This window comes from Spirillospora sp. NPDC049652 (assembly GCF_040675125.1).
Lineage (GTDB): Bacteria > Actinomycetota > Actinomycetes > Streptosporangiales > Streptosporangiaceae > Spirillospora.
Genome location: NZ_JBFAOF010000076.1, coordinates 1 through 15,579 on the forward strand (window position 1 = coordinate 1; position 15,579 = coordinate 15,579).

Sequence of the window (15,579 nt, forward strand, 5' to 3'; positions counted from 1 at the left end):
TCCGCGGACCCGACGTCCGCCGGCTCGGCGTCCGCAGGCTCGGCGTCCGACCCGTCCAAGAACGGCGAGGACGACGCGTCCGCGCAGCAGCACCCCACCACGCAGCAGAACCAGACCTTCGTCCCGATGATCGGGATTCCGATGGGCGGCATGGGCGGCGGGCGCGGCGGCGGGTCCGGTTCGCGTTCGCGTTCGCGGAAGGGCGCCCGGCGGAAGATGGACGTCCCGTCGCCCGCGATCAAACCGGCTCCCGGCCTCATCCCCGAGCGGGAGCCCCGCATCCTGACGCCGGGGAGCGACGGCAAGCCCAGGCCGTCCGCCACCGCCCCGAACCTGGCCGCGCCGAAACTGGCCGCACCGGCGAAGCCGTCCCTGCCGGCCATGCCGCCGGCTCCCGAGCCAGGCTGGGTTCCGCCCGTCTCGGTCGCCGAATCGCTGACCGCCGCCAAGCCGTCCGACCAGAAGTCCGAGCAGTCGGCCGCGGTCCCTCTGAGCCCCATCGCCGAGGCGCTGTCGGCCGCCAAGGAAGACGAGCGCAAGGCCTGACGAGTCGCCGCCGGGAGCGTCCACGGGCCCCCGGCACTCCCGCATGACGTGGATCACATTGGACGCCTGTCACAGGATTCGGGAAGCCGGCGTCTTTATGGCGATCTGTTGTCAGAGACCAGGGAGTACACCATGAGCGCTCGGTTGAATCTGTTCGGGACCCCGGCCGCCGCCAAGGCGCTGAAGCACTTCGCCTCGGCGAGCATGGCCATCATCAAGGAGTCGACCCTGCCGGCGTCCACCCGGGACCTGGTGATGCTGCGGGCCTCCCAGATCAACGGATGCGGCTACTGCACCGACGTCCACAGCAAGGACCTCGCGCACGGCGGAGAGGACGCCACGCGCATCAACCTCGTCGCGGCGTGGCGCGAGTCGAACGTCTTCACCGATGCCGAGCGCGCCGCCCTGGAACTGGCCGAGGAGGGAACGCGGATCGTCGACGGGCGCGGTGTTTCCGACGAAGTCTGGAACAACGCCGCCGCGCATTATGACGAGGCCCAGCTCGCCGACCTGCTGGTGGTGATCTCGCTCATCAATGCCAGCAACCGGATGGGCGTCATCAACAAGCAGCCGGGCGGCGACTACAAGCCGGGCCAGTTCGGGTACTGAGGGCGCGCGGAACGCCCGGACCGGATCGCGGTCCGGGCATTCCCTCAGGTCAGAGCCGTGTAGCGGGCCTGGAGGGCGGCCTCTCCGGAGGGAGTTGGGACGCCCCAGAGACGCAGGCGCGCGAGGCCACCGTCCGGGTGGATATCGACGCGGACGTAAGTCGCCTCGGGTTCCGAGTCGAGACGGAAACGGTGCCGGGTGTCCGGCTGAAGCCGGGTTCTCGGCAGAATTTCGCGCCAGGTGGACGCGTCGTCACCGGCCGAAAGGGAGACCTCGGCCGGAGCGTTGAATTTGAGGTTCGTGGTGTCGAATTCGGCGAGGAGGATTCGCCCAGGGGCGGCGAGTCTTACCACCGCCCAATCGTTTCCGCCGTCGCGTCGGCGTGCGGTCTCCCAGCCTTCGGCCTGATTTCGGGCCAGACCCGGGAAGAGCATGTTGTCGGGCGACGAGTAGAACATGTCGCTGCATTCGACAACGCGTGCGCCGTTCTCCAGTGCGGCCAGATCGACGGTGAGGCCGGAAAGCAGGGACGGGTCCGGAACGACCTCGCCGTGCACACGCAGCCGGGCGATACCGCCGTCCGGGAACATGTGCAGCCTGACGTGCGTGAAACGGCGTTCGACGTCCACCCGGAATTCGTGGACGGCATCGCCTTTCAGCGGGCTCCTGGGGACGATCTCCGTCCACTCGGCGTCCCCTAGCTCGGACGGGCTCGGGTAGCCGTCCGCCGCGCATGCCTCGACCGAGGCGTACGGCGGGTAGTTGCCCTTGAACCAGGCCGTGTCGATCACCACGCCCCGGATCACGCCTGGCAGGCCCAGCCTGACCAGCGCGTGGTCGTGGCCCAGTCCGCCGTCCGGGCCGGGGCGGCGGCGGGCGGTCTCCCAGCCGTCGTACTCCTGGCCCTTCGCGCCGAAGGTCAGCGGCGAGAACCCCGGCGGCCACGGGTTGACCAGGTTCTCCTTCGCCGCGAACGACTCGTCGGTCGCGGCGGTCACCGAGCCGCCGAGCGTGCGCAGGGCGAGGTCCGGCAGGGCGAGGAAGTCGGTCACGGCACGGCTCCGTTCGGCGGTCCGTTCGGCGGTCAGGGACGGGTCAGCAGGACGCCCCGGGGATCCCCCGCACCGGTCACGGTCTCGCCGCGCAGCCAGGTCGCCTGGACGACTCCGGTGAGCGCGCGGCCCGCGTAGGGGGTCACGGGGTGGCGGTGGGCGAGGTCGGCGGGGACGACCGTGAACGGCTCGTCGGCGGCGAACGCGACCAGGTCGGCGTCGCGGCCCACGGCGATGCGGCCCTTCCGCGCCGCCAGTCCGGCGAGCGCGGACGGCCCTTCGGCCATCCAGCGGACGATGTCGTGCAGCGTGTGCCCGCGCTCGCGGGCGGCCGTCCAGACGGCGGGCAGCCCGAGTTGCAGGGACGAGACGCCGCCCCACGCCGTCGCGAAGTCGCCGCGCTTGAGTTCGGGCGCGCAGGGCGAGTGGTCGGTGACGACGCAGCCGATCACGCCTTCGGCGAGGCCCCGCCAGAGCGCGTCGCGGTTCGCGGCGTCGCGGATGGGCGGGCAGCACTTGTAGGACGTCGCGACCACCGGCGCAAGGACCCCCGGCGCAACCTCGCGGGAGGCGGCGTCCACCGGCGGGACGTCCGCGGCGCAGAGCGTCAGGTAGTGCGGGCAGGTCTCGGCGCTGATCGGGAGGCCCCGCGCCCGGGCCTTCGCCAGCGGCTCCAGGCAGTCGGCCGCCGACAGGTGCAGGATGTGCGCGCGGACGCCGGTGCTCTCCACGAGCCGGACGACCCGCTCGACCGCCGTCCGCTCGGCCGAGGGCGGGCGCGACGCCAGGAAGTCGGCGTACTCGCCCGACGCGGGGTCGGACAGCGCGGACGGGTCCTCGGCGTGCACGATGACCAGGCCGTCCAGCGCGGCGATCGCGCGGAACGCCTCGGCCATCCCCTCCGGTGGCAGCGGCGGGAACTCCGGGACGCCCGAGTCCGCCGTGAAGCGCTTGAACCCGAACACACCGGCCGACCACAGCGGGCCCAGATCGGCCGCGTTCCCGGGCACCGCGCCGCCCCAGAACCCGACGTCCACGTGCACACCGCCCGACGCGGCCGCGCGTTTCAGCTCCAGCGCGGGCACGTCGACCACCGGGGGCAGGGAGTTGAGCGGCATGTCGACCAGCGTCGTGACGCCGCCGCGCGCGGCCGCCCGCGTCGCGGTCGCGAAACCCTCCCACTCCGTCCGGCCGGGCTCGTTGATGTGGACGTGCGTGTCGACCAGGCCGGGCAGCAGCGCGAGGCCGCCGAGATCGACCTCGATCCCGGCCCGCAGCGGGGCGTCGTGGTCCTCGACGGCGGCGATCCGCCCGTCCCGGACGGCGACGGCCGCGGGCCGCTCCCCGTCCGGCAGGACGGCCCGGCGCGACCGGATCACCAGATCGAACGGCACGGTGCCCCTCCCTCACTTTTCAGGACAAATCACCACTCTCGGGCAGCCTCCGGCGCGCGGTCCCCCACACGGAGCCTCATGCGTCCGGCAGCCAGGCGGGGGCGACGCGTTCGGCGGTGAGGCGTTCCAGCAGCGGCCCGGCCTCCGCCATGCAGCGCAGCGGATCGGGTTCGATGTCGGTGAGCGCGAACGCGTCCCGCAGTCCCGCCTTCCGGAGCTGCTCGCCGGTCAGCGCGCGGCGTCCGGCGACGGCGACCGTCGCGACGCCCTCGCGCGCCGCCGCCTCCGCGACGCCGACCGGGGCCTTGCCGCGCAGCGACTGCGGATCGAGCGAACCCTCACCCGTGACCACCAGCCGCGCGCCGCGCACGGCCTCGGCGAATCCGAGCAGGTCGAGCAGGTACCCGATGCCGGGGCGGACGGTCGCGCCGAGGAACACCATCGCCCCGAACCCGACGCCCCCCGCCGCGCCCGCACCCGCCGCCCTGGCCACCGCCGCCCCGGCCGCGCGCGGATCGGGCGCGCGCGAATCGGGTGCGGCACCGTCCGCGGCGGCGAGGGCGATGACCGACGCCAGCCGGGTGAGGCCGAGTTCCAGCGCCCTGACCTGCGTCGGCGAAGCGCCCTTCTGCGGCGCGAAGACCTCGGCCGCGCCGTCCCGGCCGAGCAGCGGGCTGTCCACGTCGCTCGCCACGACCACCTCGACGTCCGCCAGCCGCGCCGGCAGCCCCGCGACGTCGATCGACACCAGCCGCCGCAGCGCCGCGCCGCCGGGCGGCAGCTCCGCCCCGGCGGCGTCCAGGAACCGGACGCCCAGCGCCGCCGCCATCCCGGCGCCGCCGTCGGTGCAGGCCGAGCCGCCGAGGCCGAGGACAATCCGCCGCGCGCCGCCGGCCAGCGCCGCGTCGACCAGCTCGCCCGTGCCCCGGCTGGTCGCCGTCAGCGGCGCGGGCCGGCCGCCCGGCAGCCGGCGCAGCCCGGACGCCTCGGCCAGCTCGATCACGGCGGTCGTGCCGCGCACCGCGTAGGACGCGACGACCGGCTCCCCCGCCGGCCCGGTCACGACGGCCTTGACCTGGGAGAACCCGGCCGCGACGGCCGCCTCCACGGTGCCGTCGCCGCCGTCCGCGACGGGCAGGAGGGTGTGCGCGAGGCCGGGCCGGACGCGCCGCAGCCCGGCCGCGATGTGCCCGGCGGCCTCGGCCGCCGTCAGCGTCCCCTTGAACTTGTCCGGCGCGATCACCACGTGGCCCCGCATCACCCTCCCCCCTTCATCCCGCACCACCCGGTCACGTGACGAGGTGCTCGGGACGGACCGGCACCCGGGTGAGGGCCTTGCCGGTGGCGTCGCGGACGGCCGCGACGATGGCCGGGGTGGACGAGAGCGTGGGCGGCTCGCCCGCGCCGCGCAGCCCGTAGGGCGCGGCGGGGTCGGGGTACTCCAGGATGTCGAGCCGCATCGGCGGCATGTCGAGGATGGTCGGGATCAGGTAGTCGGTGAACGACGGGTTCCGGACCAGCCCGTCCGCGACCACGATCTCCTCCATCAGGGCGAGCCCGAGGCCCTGCGCGGAGCCGCCGTGGATCTGGCCCTCCACCGCCGTCCGGTTGAGGATGCGCCCCACGTCCTGGACGGCGGCCATCTCGATCACCTTGACCAGGCCGAGTTCGGTGTCGACGTCCACGACCGCGCGGTGCACGCACAGCGCGAGCTGCGTGTGGGAGTCGCCCTGGCCGGTGACCGGGTCCATCCTCTGTGTCGGCCGGTGCCGGAACTCGCGGGTCTCCTCGATGACCGCGTCCCCCAGGGCCTCCTCGATCGTCGCCAGCACCCCGGCCGTCCGCGACACGACCTTCCCGCCCGTCAGGGACAGGTCGCGGTGCCCGAACCGCTCGGCGGCCCGCTCCAGCAGGACGCTCCGGACGGCCTCGCACGCGGCCTTCACCGCACCCCCGGACATGTACGACTGCCGCGACGCCGACGACGACCCCGCGTCGCCGACTCCGGTGTCGGCGGGCGCGACCGTCACCCGCCCGACGCCGAGTTCGGTCCGCGCGATCTGCTCCTGGACGGTCACCAGTCCCTGCCCGACCTCGGCGGCGGCGGTGTGCACGAGCGCGGTCGCCGCGCCGCCGATCACCTCCAGCCGGACGCGCGCCGTCGAGTAGTCGTCGAAGCCCTCCGAGAAGCAGATGTTCTTGATGCCGACGCCGTACCCGACACCGCGCACGACGCCCTCGCCGTGCGTGGTCTGGGAGACCCCGCCGGGCAGGTTGCGCAGGTCGGAGGTGTCGGCGGCGGGCGGCAGCGGCATCCGCGCCAGCCGGGTCAGCATCTCGGCGAGCGGCGCGGGCGAGTCGATGACCTGCCCGGTCGCGAGCCTGGAGCCCTGGGAGACGGCGTTGCGGCGGCGCACCTCCAGCGGCGGCAGCCCGCAGGCCGCGGCGACCTTGTCCATCATCGCCTCGTAGGCGAAGCACGCCTGCACCGCGCCGAACCCGCGCATCGCCCCGCACGGCGGGTTGTTGGTGTACACCCCGTACGCGTCGATGCGGATGTTGGGGATCTCGTACGGGCCGACGCCGAGGGACGCCGCGTTGCCCGTGACGTTGAGCGTGGACGAGGTGTACGCGCCGCCGTCCAGGACGATCTCGACGTCCGCGTAGACGAGCCGTCCGCCCGCCGTGGCCCCGTACTCGTAGCGCATCGACGCCGGGTGCCGGTGGACGTGCCCGAAGAACGACTCGTACCGGTTGTAGGACATCTTCACGGGCCGGCCGGTGTGCAGCGCCAGCATGCCCGCGTGGATCTGCATGGACAGGTCCTCGCGGCCGCCGAACGCGCCGCCGACGCCCGCGAGCGTCATGTGGACCCTGTCCTCGGGCAGCCCGAGGCAGGGCGCGATCTGCTTGAGGTCGTTGTGCAGCCACTGGGTGGAGACGAACAGGTCGATCCCGCCGTCCTCGGACGGGATCGCGAGGCCGGCCTCCGGGCCGAGGAACGCCTGGTCCTGCATGCCGACCTCGAACTCGCCGGAGACGACGACCTCGGCGCGCGCCCGCGCCGCGTCCACGTCCCCGACCCGGACGGGCTGGTACCGCGTGACGCCGCCGAGCGGCTGGACCCGGTTCCCGTCCGGGTCGGCGAGCACCGCCCGGACGTCGGTGACCGGCTCCAGCACCTCGAACTCGACCGCGATCGCCGCGAGCGCGCGCCGCGCCGTCTCCGGATGGTCGGCCGCGGCCAGCGCGATCGGCTCGCCCTGGTGCCGGACCTGGTCGATCGCGAGGACCGGCTGGTCGGCCAGCCCGTCGATGCCGAAGAACCTGTCGCCCGGCACGTCCTCGTGGGTGAGGACGGCCCGGACGCCCGGCACCGCCAGCGCGGACCCGATGTCGAGCGACACGATGCGGGCGCGCGGATGCGGGCTGCGCAGCGTCGCGCCCCACAGCATCCCGTCGATCCCGAGGTCGGACGCGAACGCGAACTCGCCCGAGACCTTGAGCGCGCCGTCCGGGCGGACCGGGCTGTCGCCGACGCCGCCCCGCACTGGGGTCGAGAGGTGCCCCCGCGACTCGATCGGAGCGGCCACGGCTACCGGACCTCCTCGGCCAGCCGCATCAGGCGGCGGTGGGCGGCGGCGCCCCGGCGTCCCACCTCGTCCTGCGGGACGGAGACGAGCGTGTCGCCGCGCACGACCGTCCGGCCGCCGACGAGCAGCCGTTCCAGCGGCGGGGTCCGCCCGAAGGACAGCGCGACCACGGGATCGTCGACCGCCGCGTGGAAGCCGTCCACCCGCCACAGCGCGACGTCGGCGAGCTTCCCCGGCTCCAGGGAGCCGATCTCGCTCTCGCGGCCGAGGCAGCGCGCGCCGCCGAGGGTCGCCATCTCCAGCGCCTGCCGGGCGGTCAGCGCGTCCGGGCCGTGCGCGGCGCGCTGGGTGTACAGCGCCTGCCGGATCTCCCCGGCGAGCGGCACCATCTCGGCGGACGCCGCGCCGTCCACGCCGAGCCCCACGGTCGCGCCCGCCTCCAGCAGCGCCGCGACGCGGGCCGTGCCCGAGCCGAGCCGCGCGTTGGACGACGGGCAGTGCGCGGTCCCGGTGCCGGTCTCGGCGAACCGCTTGATGTCGGTGTCGTGCAGGTGGACGCAGTGCGCGAACCAGACGTCCGGGCCGAGCCAGCCGAGGTCGCCCATGTACTCGGCCGGGGTCATGCCGAACTGCTCGCGGGTGTGCTCCTCCTCGTCCAGGGTCTCGGCGAGGTGGGTGTGCAGCCGGACGCCCTTGGCGCGGGCCAGCTCGGCGGACCGGGCGAGCAGGTCGCGGGTGACCGAGAACGGCGAGCAGGGCGCGACCGCGATCCGCAGCATCGACCCGAAGGACGCGTCGTGGTACCGGTCGATCGCGGCCTCGGTCTCGGCGAGGACGGTGTCGATGTCCTCCACGACCTCGTCCGGCGGCAGCCCACCCTTGGAGACGCCGCGGTCCATCGAGCCGCGGCAGGGGTGGAAACGGATGCCGAGCTCGCGCGCCGCCTCGATCTCGGCCGCGAACAGGTCGCCGCGTCCTTTGGGGAAGATGTAGTGGTGGTCGGTGGACGTCGTGCAGCCCGACATCGCCAGCCAGCCGAGTCCGGCGGACGCCGCGCCCGCGACGACCTCCGCGTCCATCCGCGCCCAGACCGGGTAGGACGCCACGAGCCAGTCGAAGAGCGTGCTGTCCACGGCGAGGCCCTGCGACGCCCACTGGTACAGGTGGTGGTGGGTGTTGACCAGGCCGGGCGTGGCGAGGCAGCCCGTCCCGTCGATCCGCTCGACGGCTCCGGACCCGGCGGGCCGGGGCGCGGGGCCCGGACCGACGGCGGTGATCCGGTCGCCCTCGATGACGAGGTGGCCGCCGGGGTGCTCCGCGCCGGAGACGGTCACGACGTGCGCGTTCTCGATGACCACGACGGGACCCGCCGGGGCGGTTCCGCTCGCGGGGGCGGCGGCCGTGCGCGGCGCGGGGACGCCGGCCGGTTCTGAGGGGACGGTCACGGGTTCTGAGCCTTCCTTCTCGCGGCCAGCCTGACGGCGTCGAGGATCTTCTCGTAGCCGGTGCAGCGGCAGAGGTTCCCGGCGAGCGCCTCGCGAATCTCCGCGTCGGACGGGTCGGGCACCCGCTCGATCAGGTCGTGCGACTGGACGACCAGGCCCGGCGTGCAGAAGCCGCACTGCACCGCGCCCGCCTCCACGAACGCCTGCTGGACGGCGTCCAGCTCGCCCCGCCCCGCCGGCAGCCCCTCGACGGTCCGGACCTCGCGGCCCTCGGCCTGCCCGGCGGCGACCAGGCACGAGCACACCGGGACGCCGTCCAGGTACACCGTGCAGGAGCCGCATTCGCCCTGCTCACAGGCGTTCTTCGAGCCCGGCAGGCCCAGCCGCTCGCGCAACGCGTACAGCAGGGACTCACCCTCCCACACGTCGTCCACGGTCTGCTCCACACCGTTGACGGTGACGTTCACGCGCATCACGAAGCCTCCTTCCCGGCCGCGCGGTGGTCGTTCCAGGCCCAGGTCAGCGTGCGGCGGGCCAGCACGGCGAGGGCGTGCCTGCGGTAGTCGGCGGTGCCGCGCACGTCGTCGATCGGCGCGGCCGCGTCCCGGACGAGCTCGCCGAACCGCCCCGCGACCGCGTCCGGCAATGGGCCCCGGCCCTCCCAGTCCAGCTCGGCGGACAGGTACTCCTCGGCGGCCGTGGCGCGGCGCGGCGTCGGCGCGGCGGACCCGACGCCGGTTCCGACCCGGCGCTCGTCCGGATGCAGCGCGATCGCGAACGAGCAGACCGCGATCACCATCGCGTTCCGGGTGCCGATCTTGGCGAAGTACTGCGGCCCGGAAGCTGGGGCGATCCGGATCGCGCGGATCAGCTCGTCCGGCTCCAGCGCGTTGCGCTTCACGCCGGTGTAGAAGTCGGCGGCCGGGATCAGCCGGGTGCCGCGCGCGGCGGACTCGGCCTCGACGACCGCGCCGCAGGCGAGCAGCGGCGGATGGCAGTCCCCGGCCGGCGAGGCCGCGCCGAGGTTGCCGCCGGCCGTGCCCCGGTTGCGGATCTGCGGCGAGCCGACCGTCCGGGACGCCTGCGCGAGGCCCGGCAGCCGGTCCCCCAGCTCGCCGATCAGCCGGACGTACGGGACGCCCGCGCCGACCCGGAGCGTGCCGTCCGGCAGCGTCTCGTGCGCGGCCAGCTCGCGGACCGGCGTGAGGTCGAGCAGCGCCTCCGGCCGCCGCGCGGCCGACCCGAAGTTGATCTCGACCATGACGTCGGTGCCGCCCTGCAGGGGCACCGCGCCGGGCCGCGCGGCCTTGGCGGCGAGCGCGTCCGCCCAGGTCAGGGGGCGCAGGAAGTCCATGTCCACCAGCCTCTCACTCCCAGGCCGGGCCGGGGGGCGGGCCGCCGTCGTCGGTGACCGTCCCCTCGATCAGGCCGTACGGCCGGTCGGCGGCGTGGAACACCTCGTTCGGGTTGTCCAGCCCGAAGGGCGAGAGGTCGACGGCGAAATGGTGCTTGTTCGGCATGGCCAGCCGCACCTCGCAGACCTCGGGGCACTCGGCCAGCACCCGGCGTCCCATCGCGTACAGCGTCTGCTGGAGCGACAGGGAGTGCGTTCCGGCGAACGCGTCGAGCAGGTGTTCTCTGGCCTTCCGGTAAGACGTCCCCCAGTCCGTTTCGTCACCGACGTCCCGGTGCCGCCACCGGGCGGTGACGGCGGTCGCGAGGATCCGGTCGTCGGTCTCGGCGAGGGTCGTGTACTCGTCCTTGATGAAGCCGTGGAACTCGCTGCCGGTGGTGTTCATGACGACCAGGTCCGTCAGCCCGGACACGACCGACTCGCCGCCGCCCGTGCCGTCGCTGTGGACGAGGCAGGTGCGCGTCTCGCCGCCGTTCCGGACGAACGAGTGCGGCCGCCCGGACGAGCCGTCCTCTCCGGCGATGCGCTCCCAGGCGTACTCCCCGATCTCGACCCGCGCGTGGTGGATCGTCGGCTGCGAGTCGACGAAGTGCCGCGCGAGCAGCAGCGCGAACTCCTCGATCTCCCCAATGCCGTGCTTCCCGGCGAACGCGAAGACGGTGTTCTTCTGCGCGTCCGTGGTGAGCACCGCCGAGTTGTCGCCGGACAGGTGCACCTCGCCCATGTCGCCGGACAGGGCGACGCTGACGTTCAGGTCCTTGACGTGGTGCTTCTCGCCGTCCCGGGTGACCCGGACGACGCGCGTCTCGGCCTTCCCGTAGCGGTTGGGCCCGAGCACGATGGCCATCGGCTAGCTCCCCCGGTAGGTCGAGTACGCGAACGGGCTCAGCAGCAGCGGCACGTGGTAGTGCTGTCCGGGGTCGCCGACCACGAACGCGACCGCGACCTCGGGGTAGAAGTCCGACAGTCCGGCGGTGTCGAAGACCAGCCGGTACGTCCCGTTCGCCAGTTCCGCGCCGCCCCAGTCGCGGACCCGGCCGTCGGCGTCGGTGCGGGCCTCGGCGACCTGGCGGTAGCCGTCGTCCTCCCGGCGTTCCAGTCTCACGGGGACGTCCCGCGCGGGCCGTCCCTTCGCGGCGTCGAGCACGTGCGTGGAGAGTGGCATTCACGCCCCTTCGATCAGCTTGGCCAGCCGCAGTCCGGTGATCGCGGCCAGCTCGGCGCGGACGGCCGTCCGCTCGGTCCCGGCGTCGTTCCCCAGCCGGACGCGCAGCCCGGCGAGGACCTCCTCCGCGCTCTTCCCTGTCGCGCAGATGAGGAACACGTGCCCGAACCGCCGTTCGTAGGCGAGGTTGCCCTCGACCAGCGCGCGGCCCACTTCGTCCCCGCCGGTCGCGGCCCCGGACTGCTCGTCCCGTGACCAGCGCGCCTCCCGGCCGCCGCCCTCCGGCCGCTCGCCGATCCGGGGGTGCGCGTCGAGCGCCTCCAGCACGTCCGGCCAGTCGAGACCCTCCAGGGCCTTGGCGGACGCCGCCGCCAGCTCGGCGGGACCGGCGTAGGGCCGTCCGGCGGCGACCTCGGCCGCCCACCGCCGCGAGGCGCAGCAGGCCAGCAGCTCCGCCTCCGCCTCGTCCGGCGGCAGCGCGTTCAACCGGTCCAGCACCCGGCCCCCTCTTCCGACGATCTCCCCGAGTACACACACCACCCGCCCGCCGGGTCGACCCACAAGACGTCCGAACTCCACCCCCGCCCACAGCCCGCATTTCGTACATTGCTCCAATCTCCCTCACGCCCCGTACACGTGGCCGAGCTAGGCGTACTGAGCCATGATCTCGTGACAGCTGACGGTAGGAGTTGATCAACAAGAAGACCTCCGGGCGTAGTGAAGGTTGCACGCTTCACCAGTACTCGGAGGTCTCAGCGGGGCACGCTAACGTACGCCTGACGTTCCATGGCCATGCCTGCTGGGCCTGTTGGCTCGTCGCGTCTCGGGGGAAGGGTGGCCGTCGCTCATGTCGTAGGTGAGTTGGCGTCTCACGACAGTGCGCACACCCCGGGGGCCGACAAAGGGGGGCAGGGCTAAACGAGCTGGCCGAGCGACGCAACAGCCCCCGCTAATCCCCGTCCCATACCCACCAGAAGCGCTGAGCGCCCGCCGTGAGCTACGCACCGGCCCCGACCTCTTCGCCGCCGCGACGGGGAAGAGCGTTCGCTTCACATTTGGAGCGACGATGCAAGCTTGCCATTTTCTCACCAAGGTGCCATACGATAGCTTCAAGGCGAAGGGTGAATAATATGATGCAAAGAACGATGATAGATCAAATTTTCTGGATCGATGTAATGTTTGACCTTTATTGGCCCTATTTCCTCTCCATCCGATTCATCGATGGCCGTGAATTTATCGTCGACCGTAATGGCGCCAGACCGAAAAAGGGCTGCGTGATTAAGACACAGGCAGAGCATATTACCGTGCGAATCAGTTCCGCGATGAGGGATGCCCAGGCCGCGTATATGAACAGTTGACGCAAAGGGTATCTTGCCGGGACCGAAGAGTGTCTCGCCGCAGATCTGGCACTCAAACTTATAAATTACCTGCAATTCATGCGCAAGCAAGCGGTCGGAGTACTGTCCGAAGCCAAAATGTTGCCAATGCCCTGAGTCAGATTCAGAGCTACGATGGTCTCGATCAGACAGCCAGGATACGCCGCCATCTCTCTCCAGCCGAAACTGCCAAACCCAAGGACCGTCTTCGCCCGGCTTGCGCCAAGCGTCCTTCACATAATAAAGGCCATCATACCGGTATCCGCTCTCCGGTGCATATTCCGGGTTACCACCGGCGCCCCGCACTACCCGTACAGGCAGTTGCGAGACCAAACTCTTGACCAGTGCAGCATTTCCTGAATCTGCGAGCGTTTGATCCCGCACTTGAGCGCCGGTTTCCGGATCGCGCCCCCCGTGACCAGTATAAATAATAATATCGCCGTAGTCCCTATCGTCTTTATATCCGCCCGAAACAACGATTGACTCCGCACCGCCCTTAGCTACCGTGCCGCAGATGCCTGCTTGCAGCGGACGGTGGACGCCATCGTCATGTAGTGCGCGACGGTCAAGATATATAGGACCTGCTTTACGCAAGGCTGTATCCCCATACACCTCCTTTTTATTGGCTGCAGCGTATGCCAGGTTCTTAAAGAGGGTCAGGCTTGCTCCATAGTCACGCTCACGGATCTGCGGGCGCGGCAGACCTTGCTCTTCAAGAGACGTGCGAGCCGCGCCAAACAAAGCGCTCACGGTCAGATACGGCCCCTGCTCGGGAATACCATCGCGGATGAGCTTTATGAGCTCGCCACTAAAGGCGGTCACATCATCTCCCGCCCTGGCTTTCTTATTCTCGGCAGTGGCCACGAGAAGGCAAGTTCCTGTCACCCTTGCATGATCGGCCAAGGGCCCAGTCTCATCTTCATCGCCCATGTGGTTCAATGCAAGACCACTGTGGCAGCAGTCCAGGATAACGATGACTCGTTTCGCCGAGGTAGCCTGCAGCGCCTCACGCACGTAGTCATAATTGACCGATTTGTGCATTAACCCTTTTTTGGAGCCCACCAAGCCCAAGTAGAGGTCACTTGTACTGTGGTGCCAAAACCCATGACCCGCAAAGTATACAAGCAGCAGATCGGTAGCCGCTTCGGCCGCCTCCACGATCGGGTCAACCAAGTCATCGACTATCGTTGGGTTGCTAACCACTTCGCAATACTCGGGCGGAATTCCCAAAACCTGCCTGTCTTGCAACAACGCGCTTAGCTGCTCAATATTGTTGCGAACCGCAGGCAAATCTGGGTAGTTTTTGTAGAAACTAGTTCCAATCAAAACTACCCGAGAAGACTGAGGGTCAGGAAGCATCGGCTGCCTCGCTCAGCTGCCGAACAATCCGCTCCGCCAATTCCTCCGTACCTTCAGGAATGACAACCTTTTTATTGTTGACCTCAACCAGAATGGGGAAGTCTCGACGTCGTCCTTCCTTCCAATTCATAATGGTCTCTGCAAAACTCGGGAACGCCAGAGTTCCGGTAACGAAGAGAGTAATGATATCTAGGGTGGTGCCCATCTCCCCTTCGGCTACGTCCTTGTGTTGCAACTTGACTTGAGAGTTCTGTCGAATATCTGATTCACGGGTCAGCCAATCATACAGAGAAGCCAGGTCTTCTTCCGTGGCAGGCTGGCCAACCGAAATATTTATGATCATATTAACCTCCCGGACAGTTGACACTGCAGGCAGTCAAGAGTAGAGCATTTGCGGCACTTTCGGCAATACCCCTGCAAACGTGCCATGTCCGCCGATACCACCAAAGGGCACAGACAACTCAAGCGAGGACGTACCGCACAATCGGGCATCTTTTCTCTGCCGCCCTTGCCGGTTGCGGAACAGTCCCAGCTTCTATCGGACCTTTCCACAGGTCGGTGAAGATTGGCTGACCAGTAGCTTCGTTTTAGCCTGTAGTTGCGATCCTGTAGCGGCGAAAGCAGTTGTGGTCTCCGGCTGCCCCGCCTCCGCTGGTCAGAGTCGTGGGTTAGCTTCGGCGCTATGAGGCTGCGATCCCTCCTCGCGATGCCCGACCTCCGGTTGGAGCTGGTCACCGGCGAGGACGAGCTGGACCGGGTGATCCGCTGGGTGGTCACGACCGACCTGCTCGACCCCGGCCGCTACCTGAGCGGCCGCGAGCTGGTGCTGAGCGGGCTCGTCTGGCGGACCGCCCCGGACGACTCGGAGGTGTTCGTCCGGGCGCTCGCGCGGGCCGGGGTGTCGGCGCTCGCCGCCTGGGACGCGGTCGGCGGGACGCTCCCGGACGACCTGGCCGAGGCGTGCGCGCGGCACCGCATCCCGCTGTTCCGGGTGCCGGAAGACGTGGCGTTCGCGACCGTTACCGAGCAGGTCGTCCGGCGGCTGTCGGGCGCGCGGGCCGCCGACCTCACCGCCGTCCTGGACCGGCACCGGCGGCTGGTCGCGGGCGTCACCGAGGGCGCGGGTCTCGGGCCCGTGCTGGAGCTGGTCGGCCGCGACCTCGGGATGCGCTGCTGGGTCCTCACCCCCACCGGACGCGTCGTCGCGGGCTCCGAGCCCCCCGACGACCCGCGCGCCCTCGCGCGGGAGTTCCTCACCGCTCCCCGCCTGCCGCACCGGCTGACCTCCCCGGACGTCTCCCTCTTCCCCGTCGCGCCGGACACCACCGCGCGCGTCGCGGACTGGTTCCTGGCCTGCGCGGGCGACGCGGCGGACTGGCCCGCCGAACGGCACGCGCTGGTCTCCGAGCTGACCGCGATCGCCGCGCTGGAACGGGCCCGCCTGGACGACCGGCTCAGCGTCGAGGGACGGCTGACCGGGGAACTCGTCCGGCTGGTGGCGGCCGGAGCAGCAGCGGACGAGACCGTCCCCCGGCTGGAGCTCACCGGGCTGGACATCTCGGCCTCGTTCGCCGCCGTGTCGGCCGTGTCCTGCGACGCGCGGGCCACTCCCCCGGACACGCTGTC

At 70.8% G+C, this 15,579-nt stretch carries 15 protein-coding genes; 3 read left to right on the forward strand and 12 right to left on the reverse strand.

The genetic code is table 11. The annotated features are described in order from the left end of the window. Together AB0J52_RS08160 and AB0J52_RS08165 are read left to right on the forward strand one after the other, a co-directional pair. Positions 1-546 (forward strand): hypothetical protein (locus AB0J52_RS08160; protein ID WP_500180856.1); only part of this gene is annotated, 546 nt, incomplete at its 5' end. A 132-nt stretch (positions 547-678) separates the two neighbouring features. Beyond that, a complete protein-coding gene (locus AB0J52_RS08165; RefSeq protein WP_500180857.1) occupies positions 679-1,155 on the forward strand; it encodes a carboxymuconolactone decarboxylase family protein in 477 nt (158 codons plus the stop codon). 44 nt (positions 1,156-1,199) lie between these two features. On the opposite strand, the gene alc is transcribed toward AB0J52_RS08165, so the two are convergent. From alc to AB0J52_RS08225, 12 genes are all read right to left on the reverse strand, one after another. Beyond that, a complete protein-coding gene (alc, locus tag AB0J52_RS08170; RefSeq protein ID WP_500180858.1) occupies positions 1,200-2,207 on the reverse strand; it encodes an allantoicase in 1,008 nt (335 codons plus the stop codon). 32 nt (positions 2,208-2,239) lie between these two features. Beyond that, complete coding sequence (gene allB / locus AB0J52_RS08175) at positions 2,240-3,601, reverse strand: allantoinase AllB (RefSeq protein WP_500180859.1); 1,362 nt, start codon at positions 3,599-3,601, stop codon at positions 2,240-2,242. 76 nt (positions 3,602-3,677) lie between these two features. Then, positions 3,678-4,859: a glycerate kinase gene (locus AB0J52_RS08180; protein WP_500180860.1), complete on the reverse strand. Its 1,182-nt coding sequence runs from the start codon at positions 4,857-4,859 to the stop codon at positions 3,678-3,680. Between the two features lie 31 nt (positions 4,860-4,890). Continuing rightward, a complete protein-coding gene (gene pucD / locus AB0J52_RS08185; protein ID WP_500180861.1) occupies positions 4,891-7,194 on the reverse strand; it encodes a xanthine dehydrogenase subunit D in 2,304 nt (767 codons plus the stop codon). A gap of 2 nt (positions 7,195-7,196) precedes the next feature. Continuing rightward, positions 7,197-8,546, reverse strand: a complete 1,350-nt coding sequence (locus AB0J52_RS08190; RefSeq protein ID WP_500180869.1) for an 8-oxoguanine deaminase — start codon at positions 8,544-8,546, stop codon at positions 7,197-7,199. Positions 8,547-8,635: 89 nt separating this feature from the next. Further along, positions 8,636-9,112, reverse strand: a complete 477-nt coding sequence (locus AB0J52_RS08195; RefSeq protein ID WP_500180870.1) for a (2Fe-2S)-binding protein — start codon at positions 9,110-9,112, stop codon at positions 8,636-8,638. Then, complete coding sequence (locus tag AB0J52_RS08200; RefSeq protein ID WP_500180862.1) at positions 9,112-9,993, reverse strand: FAD binding domain-containing protein; 882 nt, start codon at positions 9,991-9,993, stop codon at positions 9,112-9,114. Before AB0J52_RS08200 ends, AB0J52_RS08195 begins: the two co-directional genes overlap by 1 nt. A 13-nt stretch (positions 9,994-10,006) precedes the next feature. Then, positions 10,007-10,900, reverse strand: coding sequence for a factor-independent urate hydroxylase (gene pucL, locus AB0J52_RS08205; protein WP_500180863.1), 894 nt, complete (start codon positions 10,898-10,900; stop codon positions 10,007-10,009). Positions 10,901-10,903: 3 nt separating this feature from the next. Further along, a complete protein-coding gene (gene uraH / locus AB0J52_RS08210) occupies positions 10,904-11,218 on the reverse strand; it encodes a hydroxyisourate hydrolase (RefSeq protein WP_500180864.1) in 315 nt (104 codons plus the stop codon). After that, a complete protein-coding gene (gene uraD / locus AB0J52_RS08215) occupies positions 11,219-11,716 on the reverse strand; it encodes a 2-oxo-4-hydroxy-4-carboxy-5-ureidoimidazoline decarboxylase (RefSeq protein ID WP_500180865.1) in 498 nt (165 codons plus the stop codon). Between the two features lie 611 nt (positions 11,717-12,327). Beyond that, complete coding sequence (locus AB0J52_RS08220; protein WP_500180866.1) at positions 12,328-13,953, reverse strand: caspase, EACC1-associated type; 1,626 nt, start codon at positions 13,951-13,953, stop codon at positions 12,328-12,330. Beyond that, positions 13,943-14,296: an effector-associated constant component EACC1 gene (locus tag AB0J52_RS08225; protein ID WP_500180867.1), complete on the reverse strand. Its 354-nt coding sequence runs from the start codon at positions 14,294-14,296 to the stop codon at positions 13,943-13,945. The genes AB0J52_RS08220 and AB0J52_RS08225 overlap by 11 nt, the downstream gene beginning before the upstream one ends. Positions 14,297-14,635: 339 nt before the next feature. On the opposite strand from AB0J52_RS08225, the gene AB0J52_RS08230 reads away from it, so the two are divergent. Continuing rightward, a partial coding sequence (locus AB0J52_RS08230) for a PucR family transcriptional regulator ligand-binding domain-containing protein (RefSeq protein WP_500180868.1) occupies positions 14,636-15,579 on the forward strand: 944 nt, incomplete at its 3' end.